This window comes from Pseudomonas sp. QLc11A (assembly GCF_052112305.1).
Taxonomy (GTDB): domain Bacteria; phylum Pseudomonadota; class Gammaproteobacteria; order Pseudomonadales; family Pseudomonadaceae; genus Aquipseudomonas; species Aquipseudomonas laurylsulfatiphila.
The window spans coordinates 146,011-167,650 of sequence record NZ_JAVAJJ010000006.1; the positions used below are offsets into that span (position 1 = coordinate 146,011).

Annotated in this window: 20 protein-coding genes; 4 read left to right on the forward strand and 16 right to left on the reverse strand. The window is 59.4% G+C overall.

The genetic code is table 11. From position 1 onward, the window contains the following. Positions 1 to 10 precede the first annotated feature (10 nt). From Q8X48_RS11380 to Q8X48_RS11390, 3 genes are all read right to left on the reverse strand, one after another. Positions 11 to 2,041 carry a pyridoxamine 5'-phosphate oxidase family protein gene (locus Q8X48_RS11380; protein ID WP_407800729.1) on the reverse strand — a complete coding sequence of 677 codons (2,031 nt, stop codon included), beginning with the start codon at positions 2,039 to 2,041 and terminating at the stop codon, positions 11 to 13. A 63-nt stretch (positions 2,042 to 2,104) separates the two neighbouring features. Continuing rightward, positions 2,105 to 2,731, reverse strand: a complete 627-nt coding sequence (locus Q8X48_RS11385) for a glutathione S-transferase family protein (RefSeq protein ID WP_126048396.1) — start codon at positions 2,729 to 2,731, stop codon at positions 2,105 to 2,107. Positions 2,732 to 2,857: 126 nt separating this feature from the next. After that, entirely contained in the window at positions 2,858 to 3,760 is a 903-nt protein-coding gene (locus Q8X48_RS11390; RefSeq protein ID WP_095964399.1) for a LysR family transcriptional regulator, read from the reverse strand. Between the two features lie 573 nt (positions 3,761 to 4,333). Between Q8X48_RS11390 and Q8X48_RS11395 the strand changes: the two genes are divergently transcribed. Genes Q8X48_RS11395 through Q8X48_RS11410 form a run of 4 tightly spaced genes read left to right on the forward strand, consistent with a single transcriptional unit; the run spans position 4,334 to position 9,143 of the window. Next, the gene (locus Q8X48_RS11395; RefSeq protein ID WP_407800728.1) at positions 4,334 to 5,491 is read left to right on the forward strand and encodes an AI-2E family transporter; all 1,158 of its coding nucleotides are present in this window, start codon (positions 4,334 to 4,336) and stop codon (positions 5,489 to 5,491) included. A 14-nt stretch (positions 5,492 to 5,505) separates the two neighbouring features. After that, positions 5,506 to 7,017, forward strand: coding sequence for an efflux transporter outer membrane subunit (locus Q8X48_RS11400; RefSeq protein ID WP_407800727.1), 1,512 nt, complete (start codon positions 5,506 to 5,508; stop codon positions 7,015 to 7,017). After that, the gene (locus Q8X48_RS11405; protein WP_126048401.1) at positions 7,010 to 8,128 is read left to right on the forward strand and encodes an HlyD family secretion protein; all 1,119 of its coding nucleotides are present in this window, start codon (positions 7,010 to 7,012) and stop codon (positions 8,126 to 8,128) included. The genes Q8X48_RS11400 and Q8X48_RS11405 overlap by 8 nt, the downstream gene beginning before the upstream one ends. After that, a complete protein-coding gene (locus tag Q8X48_RS11410; protein WP_407800726.1) occupies positions 8,118 to 9,143 on the forward strand; it encodes a DUF2955 domain-containing protein in 1,026 nt (341 codons plus the stop codon). Before Q8X48_RS11405 ends, Q8X48_RS11410 begins: the two co-directional genes overlap by 11 nt. Before the next feature lie 45 nt (positions 9,144 to 9,188). Here Q8X48_RS11410 and glmS read toward each other — a convergent pair whose 3' ends face one another. From glmS to Q8X48_RS11475, 13 genes are all read right to left on the reverse strand, one after another. Further along, positions 9,189 to 11,021: a glutamine--fructose-6-phosphate transaminase (isomerizing) gene (glmS, locus tag Q8X48_RS11415; RefSeq protein WP_407800725.1), complete on the reverse strand. Its 1,833-nt coding sequence runs from the start codon at positions 11,019 to 11,021 to the stop codon at positions 9,189 to 9,191. A gap of 1 nt (position 11,022) precedes the next feature. Continuing rightward, positions 11,023 to 11,799, reverse strand: coding sequence for a DeoR family transcriptional regulator (locus tag Q8X48_RS11420; RefSeq protein WP_095964407.1), 777 nt, complete (start codon positions 11,797 to 11,799; stop codon positions 11,023 to 11,025). 216 nt (positions 11,800 to 12,015) lie between these two features. Then, positions 12,016 to 13,383 (reverse strand): bifunctional UDP-N-acetylglucosamine diphosphorylase/glucosamine-1-phosphate N-acetyltransferase GlmU, encoded by a 1,368-nt coding sequence (gene glmU, locus Q8X48_RS11425; RefSeq protein ID WP_407800724.1) that lies wholly within the window; start codon positions 13,381 to 13,383, stop codon positions 12,016 to 12,018. A gap of 113 nt (positions 13,384 to 13,496) precedes the next feature. Next, entirely contained in the window at positions 13,497 to 13,922 is a 426-nt protein-coding gene (locus tag Q8X48_RS11430; RefSeq protein ID WP_007969909.1) for a F0F1 ATP synthase subunit epsilon, read from the reverse strand. Positions 13,923 to 13,967: 45 nt separating this feature from the next. Beyond that, positions 13,968 to 15,344, reverse strand: coding sequence for a F0F1 ATP synthase subunit beta (atpD, locus tag Q8X48_RS11435; protein ID WP_007969907.1), 1,377 nt, complete (start codon positions 15,342 to 15,344; stop codon positions 13,968 to 13,970). 27 nt (positions 15,345 to 15,371) lie between these two features. Next, positions 15,372 to 16,232 (reverse strand): F0F1 ATP synthase subunit gamma, encoded by an 861-nt coding sequence (gene atpG, locus Q8X48_RS11440; RefSeq protein ID WP_007934344.1) that lies wholly within the window; start codon positions 16,230 to 16,232, stop codon positions 15,372 to 15,374. A 50-nt stretch (positions 16,233 to 16,282) separates the two neighbouring features. Then, entirely contained in the window at positions 16,283 to 17,827 is a 1,545-nt protein-coding gene (atpA, locus tag Q8X48_RS11445; protein ID WP_007969905.1) for a F0F1 ATP synthase subunit alpha, read from the reverse strand. 21 nt (positions 17,828 to 17,848) lie between these two features. Continuing rightward, complete coding sequence (locus tag Q8X48_RS11450; RefSeq protein ID WP_007969904.1) at positions 17,849 to 18,385, reverse strand: F0F1 ATP synthase subunit delta; 537 nt, start codon at positions 18,383 to 18,385, stop codon at positions 17,849 to 17,851. 12 nt (positions 18,386 to 18,397) lie between these two features. Continuing rightward, positions 18,398 to 18,868, reverse strand: a complete 471-nt coding sequence (locus Q8X48_RS11455) for a F0F1 ATP synthase subunit B (protein WP_007969903.1) — start codon at positions 18,866 to 18,868, stop codon at positions 18,398 to 18,400. A 58-nt stretch (positions 18,869 to 18,926) separates the two neighbouring features. After that, positions 18,927 to 19,184 carry a F0F1 ATP synthase subunit C gene (gene atpE / locus Q8X48_RS11460; RefSeq protein WP_003097235.1) on the reverse strand — a complete coding sequence of 86 codons (258 nt, stop codon included), beginning with the start codon at positions 19,182 to 19,184 and terminating at the stop codon, positions 18,927 to 18,929. Between the two features lie 134 nt (positions 19,185 to 19,318). Further along, on the reverse strand, positions 19,319 to 20,188 hold the full coding sequence (gene atpB, locus Q8X48_RS11465) for a F0F1 ATP synthase subunit A (RefSeq protein ID WP_015097443.1): 870 nt from the start codon (positions 20,186 to 20,188) through the stop codon (positions 19,319 to 19,321). Between the two features lie 16 nt (positions 20,189 to 20,204). Then, on the reverse strand, positions 20,205 to 20,612 hold the full coding sequence (locus tag Q8X48_RS11470; RefSeq protein ID WP_007969901.1) for a F0F1 ATP synthase subunit I: 408 nt from the start codon (positions 20,610 to 20,612) through the stop codon (positions 20,205 to 20,207). A gap of 148 nt (positions 20,613 to 20,760) precedes the next feature. Further along, the gene (locus Q8X48_RS11475) at positions 20,761 to 21,633 is read right to left on the reverse strand and encodes a ParB/RepB/Spo0J family partition protein (protein ID WP_095964409.1); all 873 of its coding nucleotides are present in this window, start codon (positions 21,631 to 21,633) and stop codon (positions 20,761 to 20,763) included. Positions 21,634 to 21,640: the final 7 nt, after the last annotated feature.

Below are 21,640 nucleotides of genomic sequence, written 5' to 3' on the forward strand. Positions count from 1 at the left end.
TAATCTTCCTTCAGATATCGAGCACCAACGGCTGCGCCCCCTGCGCCGGAATCGCACAGCAAATCAACACCTGTCCGTCATCCGGAACCTCCGCTGGCGGCAGTGGGTAATGCACCTGACCGCTGACCAGGCGCGTCTTGCAGGTGCCACAGGAGCCGCCGCGACAACTGAATTCCGGGCGCAGGCCACGGCTTTCCGCCAACTCCAGCAAACTGCCGCCCTCCGGCTGCCAGCGCGCTTCCTTGGCCGAGCGCTGGAACACCACGGGCACCGACGTGGTGGCGGCAGGTGGTTGCTCGATGACCACCGCATCGGGGTCCGGACGCCGGCGCAAGGTGGACGGGCCAAAGGTTTCGGCGTGAATCCGCGAGTCGCGAATGTCCAGCTCGCGCAAGCCGTCGTACAGCGCCTGGGTAAAACTTCCGGGGCCACAGACGACAAAGTCCGGCTGATCGTAGTCCTCGACGGTCAGCAGCTCCTTGAGCAGCGCGACGTCGATCCGTCCACTGAGGTCGAAGTCCGCGCCTTGCACCGCCTCGGCTTCCGGTTGGCTGAGCAGACGCACCACCCGCACCGCGTCACCGGCATCTTCGAGCAAGCGATCCAGTTCGCCGCGAAACGGCTGGTCGGCCAGCGTGCGCGAACTCTGGATAAACCATGTCGGGCGGATACGGCGGGTGCGCAATCCCTGGTAAACCACCTCGCGCAGCATCGACAACAGCGGCGTGATGCCTACCCCGGCCGCCAGCAACACCAATGGCCGACGCTCATGGGACGCCACGGTGAAATGCCCTTGCGGCGCCCGCGCCTCCAACAGGTCGCCGACCCGAATCCGCTCATGCAAATGGGTAGAGACCCGCCCGTCGCGCTTTACGCTGATGCGGAAAAAATCATCGGACGGGGCGCTCGATAAACTGTACGTGCGGATGTGCACTTCACCGTCAATGTTCAAGCGCAGGGGCAAATGCTGCCCGGCCTGGAAAAGCGGTAATCCGGCTCCGTCGGCGGGCTCCAGGTAAATCGAGCGAATGCTGTGGCTTTGCGCTTCAATGCGTGTCACCCGCAACGGCCGCCATTGATCGCCCAGGGCTTTGGCCTGCAAACGCGCCGCGGCCTGCTCCCAGGTGCCGGTGAGCAAACTGGTGGGTGATACGCCGTCGAAGCGCCAGCGTAACGCCAGGGCGGCGGGGCGACGTACGACGTGTTCGACATCGATTGTCCACAGGCGCTCAGCTCCCTGAAACGCCTCGACCTGCGGGCCCTCAAGGATGATTTCGGTGCGCCCGCTGAGCTGCAGCAAATCCCCGGTATTGAAATCGATGAACAACAACCCGGCCCGGGGATTGAGCAGCAGGTTGCCCAAGGTGTTGAAATGCAGATTGCCGGCGAAGTCCGGAATGGTCAGGCGATTGCCTTCCACGTGTACGAAACCGGTCTGACCGCCACGGTGCGATACATCCACCGAGCGCTCGCCGTCGACCTCCACATAACTGGCAACGAAGAACGTGTCCGCCTCGGCGATCATGGCCTTGGCCGCTTCATCCAGTTCGTTGAAATGTTGCGCGACTCGCGTCGAAGGGTCGGCCAGCGGCACCGAACGAAACTGGCGCAACTGAATATACTGCGGGCAATTGCCGAAGGACTGATCCACCGTCACCGCGAAACCGCCGGTCGTCATGGCGCGCACATGTCCATTGATGCGGTTGCGACGACGGGTATGCAACTCGATACCCAACAGGCCGATGGCCGCGCGATCACTCAACTGGGCGGGATCATCAAAGGCAGGCAGGCTGCTGAACTGCAACAAGCCAGGTGCTGGTGAGTGTGCGAATCCGGGCTGGCCTTCAAGGATGCTGGCCCAGGGATGACCGTCGGCATCTACCGCTCCGTACAACATGAACGGCAATTGCTGATAGAAGGTGCGGTGCTGGTCCGGCATCTCGCTGCGAATCACCTTACGACCGAAAACTTCCATTCGTTCGGCAACGCCTACATGCGCCTGCAATTGTTTCTCGCCGGCATGCCAGGGTGAACGGTCCATACGGCTTCTCCCTTGCGCCACTGGCGCAGGTCGGGGCGGCCCGGCAATACCGGGCCGCGAGCATCAGGCAGTTTTTTGCAGGCCGGCGACGGTGCGCGGCATGCCGACAAAACCTGGCAAGGCTTCGATACGGGCCAGCCACGCGCGAATATTGGGGTACTCGTCCAGCGACACATTGCCCTCCGGCGCATGGGCGATGTAGCTGTAGGCGGCGACGTCGGCAATCGTCGGTTCAGTGCCGACCAGATACGCTGTATCGGCCAGTTCGTGATCGATCACTTTGAGCACGGTATGGGCGTAGGCAATCACTTCTTCAGCGTTGTAAGGCGCACCAAATACAGTGATCAATCTGGCCCGGGCCGGGCCGAAGGCAATCGGGCCGGCAGCCACCGACAACCAGCGCTGGACGTTGGCCGCCCCCACCGGATCCGCCGGAAGCCAACGGCCGTTGCCGTACTTTTGCGCCAGATACACCAGAATCGCGTTGGAATCGGCCAATACCACACCCTCGTCATCAATCACCGGCACCTGACCGAATGCATTGAGCGCCAGGAACGCCGGTTGCTTGTGTTCGCCCTTGGCGAGGTCAACGAAGATCAATTCGGTCGGCAATTTCAGCAGGGACAGCATCAACTCGACACGATGCGCGTGGCCGGAACGTGGGAAGTTGTAGAGTTTGATCGCTTGCATGGTCGACACCTCGGGTCTGTGGTGCTGCTCAGGAAGATCAGCGCCGGTGGGTCGTATCTTCCACTCACAAGCAAATCAACAGAATCACCAGCAAACGCAATCCATTATTTCACTGGGTGAAATAAATCAACGCTCGAGCGACGGGTGCTCGCGCAGTGTCTTGACCGCGAAATCCACAAAACTGCGCACCCGGGCCGGGGCTTTGCGCCCGCCTTGATAGAGCACGTGGATGGGCAATGGCGGCAGTTCGAAGTCAGCCAGAACAATCTCCAGCTCACCGGCAGCCACCTTGCTCGCCACTTGATAAGACAGCACCCGCGTGAACCCCAACCCCAGACTGGCTGCCGTGATGGCAGCCTGATTCGCCGTCACCACCAGTCGCGGTTCAGCCCGCACACTCAGGGTTTCGCCGTCTTCAATGAATGGCCAACTCCTGAGCTGGCCAATGGCCGATGTCGCAATGATCGGCGCCTGAGCCAGTTCCTGTGGATGTCTGGGCCGACCATGGCTGGCCAGAAACTGAGGCGAGGCGCAGATCACCCGCCGCACCTCACCCACGCGGATTGCATGCTGATTGCTGTCGGGTAGCTCGCCGATACGGATGGCCACATCGACGCCCTCCTCGACCACGCTCACCACCCGGTCCACCAACAGCGCGTTGATGCAGACCTCGGGGAACTGCGTCAGGTAGCTCACCATCAGCGGCGTGACAAACAGTTCGCCAAACAAGACCGGTGCGGTGATGGTCAGTTGCCCACGAGGATGGATATGGCTACCCGCTGCCGAGTCCTCCGCTTCCTGCACCTCGGCGAGAATTCTCCGACAGTCCTCCAGATATCGCTGACCGGCCTCACTCAAATACACGCTGCGCGTCGTACGCGTGAGCAGTTGTGTGCCAATACGTTGCTCCAGCGCCGCCACTGCTCGGGTGACACTGGCCGCCGACAGCCCCAAACGCCGCGCCGCCGCCGAAAAACCCTGGTCCTGGGCGACGGCAGCGAAGACCTGCATTTCCTGGAAGCGGTCCATGGGCATGTCCTCATTTCAGATAGATAAATCACAACCGAAGGCCGGGATGTTAAGCGCGGGCGCCCAACAACATGGCTGGGCACCCGACCATCAACTAAATCAACGGGCTACTGCACTCTAGCGCCTCCACCGTAAAAACGAAGCGTGGCCCCCACAAAGAGCGGACCGGGGATTATTGATAATTAATGAGGGTTATTTTCTTGCGACGGGTGCGACTGTCCGCAATGATCCGGCCCCGCCCGCTGAAGCGGCTAATGCCAGACCGGGAAAAAGCGCCTTTGGCTCCACTCCCCACTCGCTTGCGGCATGGGTTCGTCAGCGGACTATATCCACAGCGGCAGAATTGCAGCCTGAGTAATCAGGCGGAATATTCGTCTGCTCCTATACTACAAGCCACCCTGTTACCTATTGAGATTTAGTAGGTACCTCGTTGAATTTTCCCTACATGAAAGAAGGCGTTAGTTGTTAACGCATGGATGACGGTTTATCGATCCTGCTTTCAAGATTCACCGTAGGGAAGAGTTGAACTTCAACGGCCTGGCTAACCTGTGTGACACCGCAAGGAGTTCGACAATGTTGCGCACTAACATTTCCGCTAGAGCACTGTCCGGTGGTTTGCTCGATGTACTGATACGCGCCGGGCTCATCACGGTGCTGGTACTGTTCTGCTTCCAGATCTTCCACCCCTTCCTCAACCTGATGCTCTGGGCAATGATTCTGGCGATCACCCTGTATCCACTGCATGCGCTCATCAAGCGCAAGGTGGTCAACAAGGACGGTCGCGCTGCCACCCTGATCGTGGTGGTCGCCCTGGCTTTGCTGATGGTACCGATCTACCTGCTGGGCACCTCGATCAGTGAATCGGTCCAGGGCACCCTGGCTGTGCTCAAGTCCGATACGCTGCAAATTCCGCTACCCAGCGAAAAAATCGCGTCCCTGCCGCTAATTGGCCAGCCGCTCTACGACTATTGGATGCAGGCCGCCACCAACATGAGCAGCGTGCTCATGAAGCTGATGCCCTATATCAAGTCCATCGGCCTGACCTTGTTGGGCAAAATGGCCGACGTTGGTGTGGGTTTTCTGTTGTTCATCGGCGCCCTGATCATTGCCGGCGTGTTCATGGCCTATGGCGAAAACGGCGAAAGAAGCGCCCTGGCCATCACCTCGCGCCTTTCCGGACCGGAGCGCGGCCCACGCATCACCGAGCTCTGCACCGCAACCATCCGCGCGGTGGCCCAGGGCGTGGTAGGCATCGCGTTCATTCAGATGTTGCTGGTCGGTGTGGGTTTCGTGCTCATGGGCGTCCCCGGTGCCGGACTGCTGGCGATGGTTGCGCTGCTGATGGGGATCATGCAATTGCCGGTGCTGCTGGTGACCCTTCCGGTGATCGCTTATGTCTTCGCCACCGAAGGGACGAGCTTGGCCACTGTTGTGTTTGGCATCTATAGCCTTATCGCCGGGATGGCCGACAACGTCCTCAAACCGTTGATGCTTGGCCGCGGCGTCGATGTCCCCATGCCGGTGATTCTGATTGGCGCCCTGGGCGGCATGGTCAGTGGTGGTTTCATTGGTTTGTTCATCGGCCCGGTTGCGCTGGCAGTGGGCTACCAACTGTTCTGGCAATGGGTCCAGGACCAACCGTCCGCCGAGCTACTGAACGAAACACCAGAGATCGAGGCCTTGAACGAGACACCGCACATCGAGGCCATAAACGATCAGCGTCCCCTCTGAGGAGTTTGCGCTTGATGCCATGTCCTGCTCGCATCAGCCGGCTGCTGCTCTGTGGGACTGCCTTTCTGGGGGGCTGCGTGCAACTGGGCCCGGACTTCCAGTCGCCGGCCCAGCCTTGGGTCGATCACTGGAACAGCCCGGCCCTGGAGCTCGCCGGCCAACAACACGCGCAACCTGACAGCCGCCAATGGTGGCGCGTGTTTAACGACCCGGTGCTGGACCACTTGATGGCCGAAGCCGATGCCCACAACCCCGACCTGCACGTCGCTGGCCTGCGGGTCATGGAGTCGAGAGCGCAATTGGGCATCGCCCTGAGTGGACGCTACCCGCAATTGCAGCAGGCCAGCGCCGACAGCCTGTACCTGAACCGTCGACAATCGGGCGGCGCCAACCCACAGGACACACATTTCTGGCAACACAGCGTCGGCTTCGATATTGGTTGGGAGCTGGATTTCTGGGGTCGTTTCAGCCGAGCCATCGAGTCAGCCGACGCCTCCTGGTTTGCCGCCCAGGCCAACTATGAAAATGCCCTGGTGCTGTTGCACGCCCAGCTTGCGCAAAACTACTACGCCTTGCGCACCGCCGAGGCACGCTTGGCCATCGCCCGCAGTAACGCTGCCTTGCAAAAACGCAGCTACGAGATCACCGAGCGCCTGTTCAAAAGCGGGGCCGAGGCTGAACTCGACCTGCAACAGGCCAAGACCCAGTACCTGGGCACCCTGAGTACCATCCCGGATTTCGAGAGCCAGGTGGCGAGCTTGCGAAATGCATTGTCCACCCTGATCGGCCAGCCACCCGGCTCCATCCCTGAACTGGATCGCTACACCGGGGTGGTGCCATTACTCGATACGGCTGTGCTGCAGGATGTACCGGCGAATCTGCTGGTGCGGCGTCCCGATGTTCGTGCGGCCGAGTTGCAAGTGGCGGCGCAGTCGGCGTTGATCGGTGTGGCCGAGACTGACTTGTACCCCTCCATCAGCCTGCTGGGCAGCATCGTCTGGTCTGCCAGCTCGCTCAACGGTGCATCCAATACCCTCGACATGGTGGCCGGTCCCAGCCTGCGCTGGGACATCTTCGACCATGGCCGGATCACCAACAACGTCCGCGTGCAGGATGCGCGCTTGCAGCAGTTGATCGTTATCTACCAGGACAGCGTACGCCAGGCTGCACGCGAGGCAGACGATGCCGCGACCGGTTTGATCAAGGCGCTGGAGCGCGACCGGATCCTCAGCGATGCATCGGTGGCCGCCGAACGTTCGGTGACCCTGGCCAATGCCCAGTACCGCGAAGGCTATTCGGATTTCCAGCGCGTACTGGATGCCCAGCGCGCCCTGTTTGCCCAGCAGGATATCTACCTGGTCAACCGTGGCACCGCCGTCAACAGCCTGATCGCCCTGTACAAGGCGCTGGGCGGTGGCTGGTACAGCGACCAGCCGATGATCGACCCGGCCACACGCCAACAGATGCAACAACGGACCGATTGGGGCGACCTGCTCGACGAACCGAAGGAAAATGCCCATGAATGACAGCCCACAACCGGCCGCCGAGAACACCTCGGCACCCGCCGCCGACCCGGCCAGAAAAGCCATCAACTGGGTAGTACTGCTGATCATCCTGAGCCTGGTCTGGTACCTGATGGCCGACCGTTACACGCCCTACACGCAACAGGCACGGGTGCAGGCCTTCATTGTGCCGGTGGCGGCCGAGGTATCCGGCCGGGTGACCAAGGTGCACGTACGCAACAACCAGGACGTCAAGGCTGGCGAATTGCTGTTTGAAGTCAATCCGGAGCAGTACCAGATTGCCGTCGATCGCGCCCGCGCCGACCTTGAGTCGACCCGTCGCCAGGTGGGCGCCAACACCGCTGGCGTCGATTCCAAGCTAGCGTCCCTGCGCGCGTCCCAGGCCAATGAGCTCAAGGCTCGCCAGGATAGCCAGCGGCTGGAGCGGCTGTATCGCGAAGACCCGGGCACCATCTCGCTGCGCCGCCTCGAGATCTCCCGCGCCACCCTGGAAGAGTCCATCAGTCAGGTCGCTGCGGCCAAGGCCGAAGTGCAACGGGCGCGGGAACAACAAGGCGGTAACGAAGACGAAAACGCCCAGTTGCTCAGCGCCGCCAGCAACCTCGAAAAAGCCGAGCTGGATTTGAGCAACACGAAGGTCCATGCACGTTCGGCCGGCCTGATCACCGATCTACGCACCGACGTCGGCCAATTCGCTGCCGCCGGTGCGCCGGTGATGACCCTGATCGCCATCCACGACGTGTGGATCAGCGCCGACATGACCGAAAACAACCTCGGCAGTGTCCAGCCCGGGACGCCGGTGTCCATCGTCCTCGACGCCCTGCCAGGGAAAATCTACAAAGGCCATGTGCGCAGCGTCGGCTATGGCGTCGATATCGGCCAGACCACCCAGCCGGGCAGCCTGCCGAAGGTGGAGAACAGTCGCGACTGGCTCCGCCCGGCCCAGCGCTTCCCGGTCATCATCGAGTTCGAACCCGGTGAGTTGACCGGTCCACAAGGCATCCGCTCCGGCGGACAGGCCGAAGTCATGGCCTTCCCGAGCGAAGGCAACCCGCTGAATGTTCTTGGGCGCGTGTTTCTGCGCCTGATGAGCTGGATGTCCTATGCGTACTGAGCGCCCGGCCCGGGTCCAGCGCGCGCTGCGCCTGGGTTTCGGTACAGCGCTGTGCCTGGCGGCGAGCTTCGGTCTGGCCCTGCCCATTCCGTTCCTCGCACCGATGCTGGCGCTGATGATGCTGGCAGCGATGAACCGGCCGTTGCCGTTCAAGGCCAGCCTGGGCCTGATCCTGATCCTGATGTTGACCACCGGGACCGGCCTGCTGCTGATCCCCCTACTGCGTTACTACCCGTTCAGTGGCGTGTTGCTGGTCGGACTGTGCCTGTTCATGGCTTTCGGTTACGGCCTGCGTGGTGGCAACCCGCTGGTGGCGACGTTCCTGGTGGTGGGCCTGACCTTGATCAGTGCCGCCGGAACCGCTGAATTCGCCCTGGCGCTCGAGGTGATCGTGGCCCTGGTCAAGGGACTGTTCCTGGCCGTCATGACACTGACCATCAGCCATTGGCTATTTCCCGACCCCGCCAGCGCCCCACCGGCCAAGCCCGGCCCGAACCTTACGCCCACCGAAAGCAGCTGGCTGGCGCTACGGGCCACGCTGGTGGTGCTGCCGACGTTCCTGCTGGCCATGATCGACCCGGCCAGCTATCTGCCGATCATCATGAAAGCCGTCAGCCTCGGCCAACAGAGCTGCGCAACCAGCGCCCGCAACGCCGGCCAGGAATTACTCGGCTCGACCCTGCTCGGCGGCCTGATGGCGATCCTTTTCTGGTGCGCGCTGAGCCTGTTCGTGAACCTGTGGATGTTTTTTCTGTGGATGCTGCTGTTCGGTTTGCTGGTGGCCAGAAAACTCTACGGCCTGGCCCAAACCCGACAACCACCAAGTTTCTGGCTCAACAGCCTGGCAACCCTGATCATTCTGCTCGGCCAATCGGTACAGGACAGCGCAGCGGGCAAGGACGTCTACACCGCCTTCGCCATCCGCATGGGGTTGTTCATTCTGGTGACTTTGTATGCCTGTGTGATGGTGTATTTGCTCGACACGCGGCGGCGACGGCGAATTACGCTCTCCTAGAAACAGAAAAACCCCCTGAAGAGGGGGTTTTTCGTTGTGGATAACTTATTCCACAGTAACCGACTTCGCCAGGTTGCGCGGCTGGTCGACGTCAGTGCCTTTGAGTACGGCAACGTAATACGACAGTAGCTGCAGCGGGATGGTGTAAAGGATCGGCGACAGGATGTCGTGGATGTGCGGCATGTGCACCACGTGGGTGCCTTCACCGTTGGTCATGCCGGCCTTCTCGTCGGCGAAGACGATCAACTGGCCACCGCGGGCGCGAACTTCCTGGAGGTTGGACTTCAACTTCTCCAGCAGCTCGTTGTTCGGCGCCACGGTCACCACGGGCATGTCGTTATCCACAAGCGCCAACGGGCCGTGTTTCAGCTCGCCGGCCGGGTAGGCTTCGGCGTGGATGTAGGAGATTTCCTTGAGTTTGAGTGCGCCTTCCATCGCTACCGGGAACTGCGCGCCACGACCGAGGAACAGAGTGTGGTTTTTCTCGGCGAACAGCTCGGAGATTTTTTCCACAGTGCTGTCCATGGCCAGCGCCTCGCCCAGGCGGGTTGGCAAACGACGCAGTTCTTCGACCAGGGTTGCTTCTACGTCTTTGGCCAAGGTGCCACGAACCTGGCCCAGGGAAAGCGTCAGCAACAACAGGCCGACCAATTGCGTGGTGAAGGCTTTGGTCGAGGCCACGCCGATTTCGCGGCCGGCCTGGGTCAACAGGGTCAGGTCGGACTCACGCACCAGCGAGCTGATGCCGACGTTGCAGATCGCCAGGCTGGCGAGGAAGCCCAGCTCCTTGGCGTTGCGCAGCGCGGCCAGGGTGTCGGCGGTTTCGCCGGACTGGGAAATGGTCACGAACAAGGTGTCGGGCTGCACCACCACCTTGCGGTAGCGGAATTCGCTGGCGACTTCGACCTGGCAAGGAATGCCGGCCAGCTCTTCAAGCCAGTAACGCGCGACCATGCCGGCGTGGTAACTGGTGCCGCACGCGACGATCTGTACGTTGCGCACTTTGGCAAACAGCTCGGCCGCCTGTGGGCCGAATGCCTGTACCAGCACCTGGTTCTGGCTCAGGCGACCTTCCAGGGTGCGCTGCACCACGGACGGTTGCTCGTGGATTTCCTTGAGCATGAAGTGGCGGAACTCGCCCTTTTCAGCGGCTTCGGCGCCATCACGGTATTGCACGGCTTCGCGCTCGACAGCCTTGCCGTCAACGTCCCAGATCTGCACGCTGTCGCGGCGGATTTCGGCGATATCGCCTTCTTCCAGGTACATGAAGCGATCAGTGACCTGACGCAGGGCCAACTGGTCGGAGGCCAGGAAGTTTTCCCCAAGGCCCAGGCCGATCACCAGCGGGCTGCCACTGCGGGCCGCGACCAGGCGATCAGGTTGCTTGGCGCTGATCACCGCCAGGCCGTAAGCACCATGCAGCTCTTTGACGGTCGCCTTGAGGGCCACGGTCAGGTCGTTCAGATCCTTGAGTTTGTGGTTCAGCAGGTGGGCGATGACTTCGGTGTCGGTGTCCGAGGTGAACACATAACCCAGGGCCTTGAGTTGCTCACGCAGGGCTTCGTGGTTTTCGATGATGCCGTTGTGCACTACCGCCAGGTCACCGGAGAAATGCGGGTGGGCATTGCGCTCGCACGGGGCACCGTGGGTAGCCCAGCGGGTGTGGGCGATGCCCAGGCGACCCACCAGCGGTTCGGTGGTCAATGCCTGCTCCAGCTCACTGACCTTGCCCGGGCGACGCAGACGCTCGAGTTTTTCATCGTTGGTGTAGACCGCCACGCCAGCGCTGTCATACCCACGGTATTCGAGGCGTTTCAGGCCTTCGACGAGGATGGCGGTGATGTTACGTTCTGCGACTGCGCCGACAATTCCACACATGCTATTTCTCCTGACTGACAGCCGCGCATATCAAATTGATGCCGCGGGCCTGAATCTGAGCGCGAGCCTCAAGCGGCAGGCGTTCATCGGTAATAAGGGTATGGACGCTGCTCCAGGGCAGCTCCAGGTTGGGAATCTTGCGGCCGATCTTGTCGGCCTCCACCATCACGACCACTTCGCGGGCGACTTCGGCCATGACCCGGCTCAGTCCGAGCAGTTCGTTGAAGGTGGTTGTACCGCGAACCAGATCGATGCCATCGGCACCGATAAACAGCTGGTCGAAGTCGTAGGAGCGCAGTACCTGCTCGGCAACCTGCCCCTGGAAAGACTCGGAGTGCGGGTCCCAGGTGCCACCGGTCATCAACAGCACCGGTTCATGCTCAAGTTCGCTCAAGGCATTGGCGACATGCAGCGAGTTGGTCATCACCACCAGGCCGGGTTGTTGGCCGAGTTCCGGGATCATGGAAGCGGTGGTACTGCCACTGTCGATAATGATGCGCGCATGCTCGCGAATCCGCGCGACGGCGGCACGGGCGATGGCTTGTTTGTACTTGGAAACCGGCTGACCAAGATCGGCCACCAGTTCCTGAGGCATGGTGATCGCCCCGCCGTAACGACGCAGCAACAGACCATTGCTTTCAAGTGCCGCCAGATCCTTGCGAATCGTAACTTCCGACGTTTCGAAACGCTTGGCCAACTCATCCACACTGACTTCGCCCTGCTCAGTGAGCAAGGCGAGGATGTTGTGACGGCGTTGAGGCGTGTTGCGCTTCGACATGACTTGGTAAGTTTCGATTCGAAAGATAACGGAAGCAATCAAAACCTATCGGCGAAATTTCGTCAAGCGCGGAGTGATGAAAAGACCTGTGGATAACTTGTAGGAGCGAGCTTGCTCGCGATGGGCGTGAACGATAATGCATTCTTTCTGGAAAAATGCGCCGCTCTCGAAATCATCGCGAGCAAGCTCGCTCCTACAAGGAGGGTTGTGGATAACTCAGCCCTTCTTGACCTTCTCCGGCCGCTTCCAGCCATCGATGTTCTTCTGGCGAGCACGCCCGATGGCCAACTGGGATTTATCCACAGTCGACGTAATGGTCGAACCAGCCGCTGTGGTCGCGCCGTCGAGGATATCCACAGGCGCCACCAACGAGTTGTTGGAGCCAATGAACACATCTTCGCCCAACACGGTTTTCCACTTGTTGACGCCGTCGTAGTTGCAGGTGATGGTGCCAGCACCAATGTTGGTGCGCGCGCCGATCTCGGCATCGCCCAGATAAGTCAGGTGACCGGCCTTGGCGCCTTCGCCCAGGTGCGCGTTTTTCAATTCGACGAAGTTACCCACATGCGCGCGGGCTTCCAGCACGGTACCTGGACGCAGACGAGCGAACGGACCGGCGTCGCTGCCTTCACCCAGGATTGCACCTTCGATATGGCTGTTGGCCTTGATGACCACGCCTTTGCGCAGGGTGCTGTCCCTGATCACGCAGTTCGGGCCGATCACCACGTCGTCTTCGATGACGACCTTACCTTCGAGGATCACGTTGATGTCGATCAGCACGTCGCGGCCAACTGTGACTTCACCGCGGATATCGAAACGAGCCGGGTCACGCAGCGTCACACCTTGAGCCATCAAACGACGACCGGCGCGCAATTGATAATGCCGTTCCAGTTCGGAAAGCTGCTTGCGATCGTTGGCGCCCTGCACTTCCATGGCGTCGTGCGGTTGCTCGGTGGCCACCACCAGACCATCGCTCACGGCCATGGCAATGATGTCGGTCAGGTAGTACTCGCCCTGGGCGTTGTTATTGGAGAGACGGCTCATCCAGTCGCCAAGACGGGCAAAAGGCAGCGCCAGAATGCCGGTATTGCCTTCGGTGATTTTGCGCTCGGCTTCATTGGCATCTTTCTGCTCGACAATGGCCGTGACCTTGCCCTGCACATCACGAACAATGCGGCCGTAACCGGTCGGGTCATCCAGCTCTACGGTCAGCAAGCCCAATTGCTCTGGCCCCACCTGCTTGAGCAGACGTTGCAGGGTATCGACTTCGATCAACGGCACATCGCCATAAAGCACCAGCACGGTGTCGGACTGAATGAACGGCACGGCTTGAGCAACGGCGTGACCGGTACCCAGCTGCTTATCCTGCAGGACGAAGTTCAGATCATCCGCCGCCAGACGTTCGCGCACGGCATCGGCGCCGTGGCCGATCACCACGTGAATGCGCTGTGGATCAAGTTGCCGGGCGCTGTGGATAACATGGCCGAGCATGGAGTTGCCGGCAATCGGGTGCAAAACTTTCGGCAAAGCTGAACGCATACGCGTGCCTTGGCCAGCAGCGAGAATAACGATTTCAAGTGACATGACTGGCTACCAATCCTGGGTGGTCAGCGGCTGCGACCAGGTTGTAAAAAACGGAAAAGAAAAAAGGGTAGCCGAGGCTACCCTTTTTAATCAATCGCACAACAAGCGCAACCTTAGTGGCCGAACTTCTTGCGGATCTGCTGGACGGTGCGCAGCTGGGCTGCAGCCTCGGCCAGACGTGCGGCAGCAGAACCGTAATCGAATTCAGCGCCACGTTCATGCAAGGCCTTCTCGGCAGCCTTAACGGCTTCCTGAGCGGAGGCTTCATCCAGATCGGCAGCACGTTGCACGGTGTCGGCAAGTACCTTGACCATGTTCGGCTGAACCTCGAGGAAACCACCGGAGATGTAATACACCTCCTCTTCCCCGCCCTGCTTGACCAGGCGGATCGGACCTGGCTTCAGATTAGTGATCAGCGGCGCGTGACCCAGGGCGATACCAAGATCACCCAGTGCACCGTGCGCAATCACCATCTCGACCAGACCGGAAAAGATTTCCCCTTCCGCGCTGACGATATCGCAATGGACTGTCATAGCCATCTGATTGCCTCAACCTAAATTAGCGCCCGTTGCCGGGCGCCGGGATTACAGTTTCTTGGCTTTCTCGATCGCTTCTTCGATGCCGCCAACCATGTAGAACGCTTGTTCTGGCAGGTGGTCGTAGTCACCGTTGAGGATGCCTTTGAAGCCAGCAATGGTGTCTTTCAGGGAAACGTATTTACCCGATGCACCGGTGAAGACTTCAGCCACGAAGAACGGCTGCGACAAGAAGCGCTGGATCTTACGAGCACGGTTTACCAACTGCTTGTCGGCTTCCGACAGCTCGTCCATACCCAGGATCGCAATGATGTCCTTCAGTTCTTTGTAACGCTGCAGCACGTACTGAACACCGCGAGCGGTTTCGTAGTGGTCGTTGCCGATCACGTTCGGGTCCAGCTGACGCGAAGTCGAGTCCAGTGGGTCTACCGCCGGGTAGATACCCAGGGAAGCGATGTCACGGGACAGAACGACGGTGGCGTCCAAGTGGGCGAAGGTGGTCGCTGGCGACGGGTCGGTCAAGTCGTCCGCTGGTACGTATACCGCCTGGATCGAAGTAATCGAACCTTGCTTGGTCGAAGTGATGCGCTCTTGCAGCACGCCCATCTCTTCAGCCAGGGTCGGCTGGTAACCTACTGCCGAAGGCATACGGCCCAGCAGTGCGGATACTTCAGTACCGGCCAGGGTGTAACGATAGATGTTGTCGACGAACAGCAGAACGTCGTTACCTTCGTCACGGAACTTCTCGGCCATGGTCAGGCCGGTCAGTGCTACGCGCAGACGGTTTCCCGGCGGCTCGTTCATCTGACCGTAAACCAGTGCCACTTTGTCCAGAACGTTGGAGTCCTTCATCTCGTGGTAGAAGTCGTTACCCTCACGAGTACGCTCACCCACACCGGCGAACACGGAATAACCGCTGTGCTCGATGGCGATGTTACGGATCAGTTCCATCATGTTTACGGTCTTGCCTACACCGGCACCACCGAACAGACCGACTTTACCACCCTTGGCGAACGGGCAAACCAGGTCGATAACCTTGATGCCCGTTTCCAGCAGCTCGTTGCCACCGGCTTGTTCAGCGAAGGTTGGCGCAGGACGGTGAATGCCCCAACGCTCTTCTTCGCCGATCGGGCCAGCTTCGTCGATCGGGTTGCCCAGTACGTCCATGATCCGGCCCAGGGTCGCTTTACCGACCGGTACGGAGATGGCTGCGCCAGTGTTGTTGACGTCCAGACCGCGCTTCAAGCCTTCGGTGGAGCCCATCGCAATGGTACGAACCACGCCGTCGCCCAGCTGCTGCTGAACTTCCAGAGTGGTTTCGGCGCCTTGAACTTTCAAGGCGTCGTAGATGCTCGGTACGCTGTCGCGTGGGAATTCCACGTCGATAACGGCGCCGATGATTTGAACGATACGTCCGCTACTCATAGCTGGATCCTCTGAATATTTGAACCGTTAAACCGCGGCAGCGCCGCCGACGATTTCCGAGATCTCTTGGGTGATCGCAGCCTGACGCGCCTTGTTGTAGACCAGCTGCAAATCGCTGATCAAATCACCGGCGTTGTCGGTAGCGTTCTTCATCGCGATCATCCGCGCAGCTTGTTCAGCCGCGTTGTTCTCGACCACCGCCTGGTAGACCTGCGACTCCACGTAACGGACCATCAAGCCGTCGAGCAGCTCCTTGGCATCCGGTTCGTAGAGATAGTCCCAGTGGTGCTTGAGTTCTTGATCCGGGGTTGCCACCAGTGGAATCAACTGCTCCACGGTAGGCTGTTGCGTCATGGTGTTGATGAACTTGTTGGACACCACGGACAGGCGGTCAATACGGCCGTCCAGGTAGGCATCCAGCATCACCTTGACGCTGCCGATCAGATCATTGATCGACGGCTCTTCACCCAGGTGGCTGATAGCTGCAACGACGTTACCGCCGAAGTTGCGGAAGAAAGCCGCACCCTTGCTACCAACTACACACAGATCGATCTCGACGCCGTTTTCGCGGTTTACCGCCATGTCCTTGACCAAAGCCTTGAACAGGTTGGTGTTCAAGCCACCACACAGACCACGGTCACTGCTCACTACGACATAACCGACACGCTTTACTTCACGGTCGATCATGAACGGGTGGCGATATTCCGGGTTAGCGTTGGCCAGATGGCCAATAACCTGGCGGATGCGCTCCGCATAAGGACGGCTAGCAGCCATGCGCATTTGTGCCTTGCGCATTTTGCTGACCGCCACTTTTTCCATGGCGCTGGTAATCTTTTGCGTGCTTTTGATGCTCGCAATCTTACTGCGAATCTCTTTTGCGCCTGCCATGTAACACCTATCAGGTTAGCAAGCGGGAGCCGCTAGGCTCCCGCTGCGGCTTACCAGGTTTGGGTGGCCTTGAACTTCTCGATACCGGCTTTCAGGCCGCCATCGATTTCGTCATTGAAGTCACCCTTCACGTTGATCTTCGCCATCAAGTCGGCGTGATCGCGGTTGAAGTAAGCAATCAGCGCTTGTTCGAAGCTGCCGATCTTGGCGATTTCAACGTCGGTCAGGAACCCACGCTCAGCGGCATACAGCGACAGCGACATGTCGGCGATCGACATTGGCGCGTATTGCTTCTGCTTCATCAGCTCGGTAACGCGCTGACCATGCTCAAGTTGCTTACGGGTCGCTTCGTCCAGGTCAGAAGCGAACTGGGCGAATGCCGCCAGTTCACGGTACTGAGCCAGAGCGGTACGGATACCACCGGACAGCTTCTTGATGATCTTGGTCTGAGCGGCACCACCCACACGGGATACCGAAACACCGGCGTTCACTGCAGGGCGGATGCCCGAGTTGAACATGGCCGATTCCAGGAAGATCTGACCGTCGGTGATGGAAATCACGTTGGTCGGAACGAACGCGGAAACGTCGCCAGCCTGGGTTTCGATGATCGGCAGTGCGGTCAGGGAACCGGTTTTGCCGGTTACTGCGCCGTTGGTGAACTTCTCTACGTACTCTTCCGAAACGCGGGATGCGCGCTCCAGCAGACGGGAGTGGAGATAGAACACGTCGCCTGGGTAAGCTTCACGGCCTGGTGGACGGCGCAGCAGCAGGGAAATCTGGCGGTAAGCCACTGCTTGCTTGGACAGATCGTCATAAACGATCAGCGCGTCTTCACCGCGGTCGCGGAAGTATTCGCCCATGGTGCAACCGGAGTACGGAGCCAGGAACTGCAGTGCTGCAGATTCCGAAGCGCTCGCTGCAACGATGATGGTGTTAGCCAGTGCACCGTTTTCTTCCAGCTTGCGAACAACGTTGGCGATGGTCGATTGTTTCTGACCGATCGCTACGTAGACGCAGAAAATGCCGCTGTCTTTCTGGTTGATGATCGCGTCGATCGCCAGAGCGGTTTTACCGATCTGACGGTCACCGATGATCAGCTCACGCTGGCCACGGCCGACAGGGATCATGGCATCGACAGCCTTGTAGCCAGTCTGTACAGGCTGGTCTACCGACTTACGCCAGATCACGCCTGGAGCAACTTTCTCGACCGCGTCGGTCTCGGTGTTGTTCAGCGGACCTTTACCGTCAACTGGGTTACCCAGTGCGTCGACTACGCGACCCAGCAGTTCCTTACCAACCGGAACTTCCAGGATGCGGCCAGTGCACTTGGCGCTCATGCCTTCAGCCAGAGTCTGGTATGCGCCCAATACAACGGCACCTACAGAGTCTTGCTCAAGGTTGAGGGCCATACCGAAGACGCCGCCCGGAAACTCGATCATCTCGCCGTACATTACGTCGGCCAGACCGTGAATCCGCACGATGCCGTCAGATACGCTGACGACAGTGCCTTCGTTACGGGCTTGGGAGGTCACATCGAGCTTGTCGATGCGGCCCTTGATAATTTCACTTATTTCGGAAGGATTGAGTTGCTGCATTGCTCTGCTGCCCCTTCAAACTCAAGATTTCAATGCTTCGGCAAGTTTCGCGATTTTTCCGCGAATCGAGCCATCGATAACCAGGTCGCCGGCGCGGATGACAACACCCCCAATAAGGGATGAATCTTCCTCGACTTGCAGGCGCACTTCCCGGTTGAGTCGTGCACTGAGAACCTTGGCGAGTTTGTCTTGCTGTTCTTGGTTCAATGCGAAGGCACTGGTCACTTCAACGTCTACCGATTTCTCTTGTTCGGCCTTGTACAGGTCGAACAGAGCGGCGATCTCCGGCAACAGCGGGAGACGGTCGTTTTCGGCAACGACGTGAATGAAGTTCTGTGCCTTTACATCAAACTTGTCGCCGCACACGTCAATGAACGTGGCGGCCTTTTCTGCGCTCGTCAGTCGCGGGGCCTTGAGCACGCGCTGCATGGTGTCGTCTTGCGACACCGCTGCTGCCAGGCCGAGCATGGCTGACCAATTGGCCAGTTGCTGGTGGGCCTGAGCGTGCTCGAAGGCCGCCTTAGCGTAAGGTCGGGCCAACGTGGTCAGTTCTGCCATGATCGCCCTCGCTTAGATTTCAGCAGCCAGTTGGTTAACCAGCTCTGCGTGCGCGTTTTGATCGATTGCTTTGCCCAGGATCTTCGAAGCACCGCCAACGGCCAGGCTACCCACTTGGGCGCGCAGCGCGTCTTTGACGCTGTTCAGTTCCTGTTCGATCTCGGCCTGAGCCTGAGCCTTCACACGGTCAGCTTCGACGCGAGCCTGTTCACGGGCTTCGTCGACAATCTGGGTACCGCGTTTCTTGGCTTGCTCGATGATTTCAGCTGCCTGAGCTTTCGCTTCGCGCAGTTGCTGACCCGCTTTTTCTTGGGCCAACTCCAGGTCGCGAGCTGCTCGGCTGGCAGCGTCCAGACCATCAGCGATCTTCTTTTGACGTTCGTGCAGAGCCGTGATGACCGGAGGCCATACGAACTTCATGCAGAACAGTACAAAAATCAGGAACGCAACGGACTGGCCAATCAGGGTCGCATTAATGTTCACGCCAACACCTCGCAGTTACGTTGTCCATCACACCAAATTACCCGGAAGATCCGAGTAATTAGCCAGCGATCTGACCAACGAACGGGTTCGCAAAGGTGAAGAACAGAGCGATACCAACACCGATCATGGTTACGGCGTCGAGCAGACCGGCAACGATGAACATTTTAACTTGCAGCATTGGAACCATTTCTGGCTGACGCGCTGCGCCTTCCAGGAACTTGCCGCCCAGCAGGCCGAAACCAATTGCGGTACCCAGTGCGCCCAGGCCGATCAACAGTGCAACAGCGATAGCGGTTAGACCAACTACAGTTTCCATCTTTCCTCCCGACTTTTACGTCGTATGGTTTAGGTTTTTTTAATTTAAAGCGGTAAAACAAATCGTTTCAGAGGCCCTGTGAAGAGCCCCTTCCCGTTTGACCGGGAAGGACATCAGACTAGTCGAGACTGGTCTTAATGGTTTTCTTCGTGCGCCATCGACAGGTAGACGATGGTCAACATCATGAAGATGAACGCCTGCAGGGTGATGATCAGGATGTGGAACACAGCCCACGCCCACTGCAGAACGACGCCCAGGCCGCTGAGCCAGAGCAGACCGCTGCCGAACATAACAGCAATCAGGATGAAGACCAGTTCGCCGGCATACATGTTGCCGAACAGACGCAGAGCCAGGGAGATCGGCTTGGCGATCAGGGTCACGAATTCCAGCAGGAAGTTCACCGGGATCAGCAGGGCCTGAACGAAGATGTTCTTGCTGCCGAACGGGTGCAGGGTCAACTCGCCGATGAAGCCGCCGAGGCCCTTGACCTTGATGCTGTAGAAAATGATCAGTGCGAAAACCGAGAACGCCATGCCCAGGGTCGCGTTCGGGTCGGTGGTCGACACGGCACGGAACGGGATGTGTGCGTCGCCGGAGATCAGGATGGCCAGTTGAGGAATCCAGTCGACCGGTACCAGGTCGACGGCGTTCATCAGGAACACCCAGACGAAGATGGTCAGCGCCAGCGGTGCAATCACCGGGCTACGGCCATGGAAGCTGTCTTTCACGCTGCCATCGACGAATTCGACCAATACTTCAACGAAGTTCTGCAAAGCACCAGGCTGACCCGAGGTCGCTTTCTTTGCCGCCATGCGGAAAAGAAGAACGAAGATCAGACCCAATGCGACCGACCAGCCGAGGGTATCGACGTGGAAAGCCCAGAAGCCCATTTCCTTGGCTTCTGCTGCGGTGTGGGCAAAGCCCCAGCCGCCGGTAGGGTGCTGACCGAAGGTCAGGTTCTGCAAGTGGTGCTGGATATAGCCCGAAGCGGTTGTTTCTGCCATGGTTGCCTCAAACGCCCTAAGGTCTCGAAAGTCTTGTTCTCATCAGCAGGGGAGCGAACCAGCTGACTGACTGAGTCAGCACGAAGACACCGAATACTGCAATCGGCGCCAATGGCTTCACACCTGCAAACACCAGTGCAAACAGCACTGCCGTCAAAATCAGTTTGCCTGCCTCGCCGGCATAAAAAGACCGGACGATGGACTGGGCTGCTCGGGCGCCGGAAAACCGAAATGCCCTGTGAGCGAAATAAACATTGGGCAGCAAGGCTATCAGGCCTCCGCAAAGTCCCGAGTACCCGGCAACGACTCCCCGCCATTGCCAGAGCGCCAAAGCAGCGATGAGCAAAACGACAAATTGAGCCATTAACACCGGAAAAACTGCCAGGCGATGGAAGGGCAAGCGGTTTGGCGTGCGGGTTTCCATCACTTTTACTCTCCAATGGTCGGCTGCCAGAATTCAATAACTTGGCATAATTTGTGCCGACAAAATGCGCGCAGAGTATAGGGGCGGTTCTGCCCCTATTCAACTGTCAGGTAGTGATTTCCGACTGCGCGCTACATGAGGAAATGTTTCAGCGTATATGTGCAAGTACGCCTTGAAGCTCATCCAGGGAGTTGTAGCCAATCACCAACTGCCCTTTACCCTTCTTGCCGTGGCGGATCTGCACCGCAGAGCCTAGGCGCTCGGCCAGGCGCTGTTCGAGGCGGGCGATATCCGGGTCCGTTTTTTGGGGTTCCACAGGCTCCGGTTTGCCACTCAACCACTGGCGAACCAGTGCTTCAGTCTGGCGCACGGTCAGCCCGCGTGCGACAACATGTCGCGCCCCTTCAACCTGTTGATTTTCCGGTAAACCGAGCAAAGCACGGGCATGACCCATTTCCAGGTCGCCGTGGGACAACATGGTCTTGATGACTTCCGGCAAGGAAATCAGGCGCAGCAGGTTGGCCACGGTCACCCGGGACTTGCCCACGGCCTCGGCGACCTGTTGCTGGGTCAGCTGGAACTCCTGCTGCAAACGCTGCAGGGCCACCGCCTCTTCAATCGGGTTCAGGTCTTCGCGCTGGATGTTCTCGATCAGGGCGATGGCGATCGCGGTTTCATCGGGTACATCGCGAACCATCGCCGGGATGGTTTCCTGCCCCGCCTGCTGGCTGGCACGCCAGCGACGTTCGCCAGCAATGATTTCAAAACGACCACTACCGATCGGGCGAACCACGATGGGCTGCATGACACCCTGGGCCCTGATCGACTGCGCCAGTTCTTCCAGCGCCTGCGGGTCCATGTCACGACGCGGCTGGTATTTGCCGCGCTGGAGCAGATCCAGGGGAAGGTGTTGCAGCTCACGCTGATCGGCTTGCGCCGCTTGTTCTTCCAGCGAGCTGACAGTCGGACCACTCAACAGAGCATCCAGTCCACGTCCGAGACCTCGTTTCTTGACGGCCATGGGGATT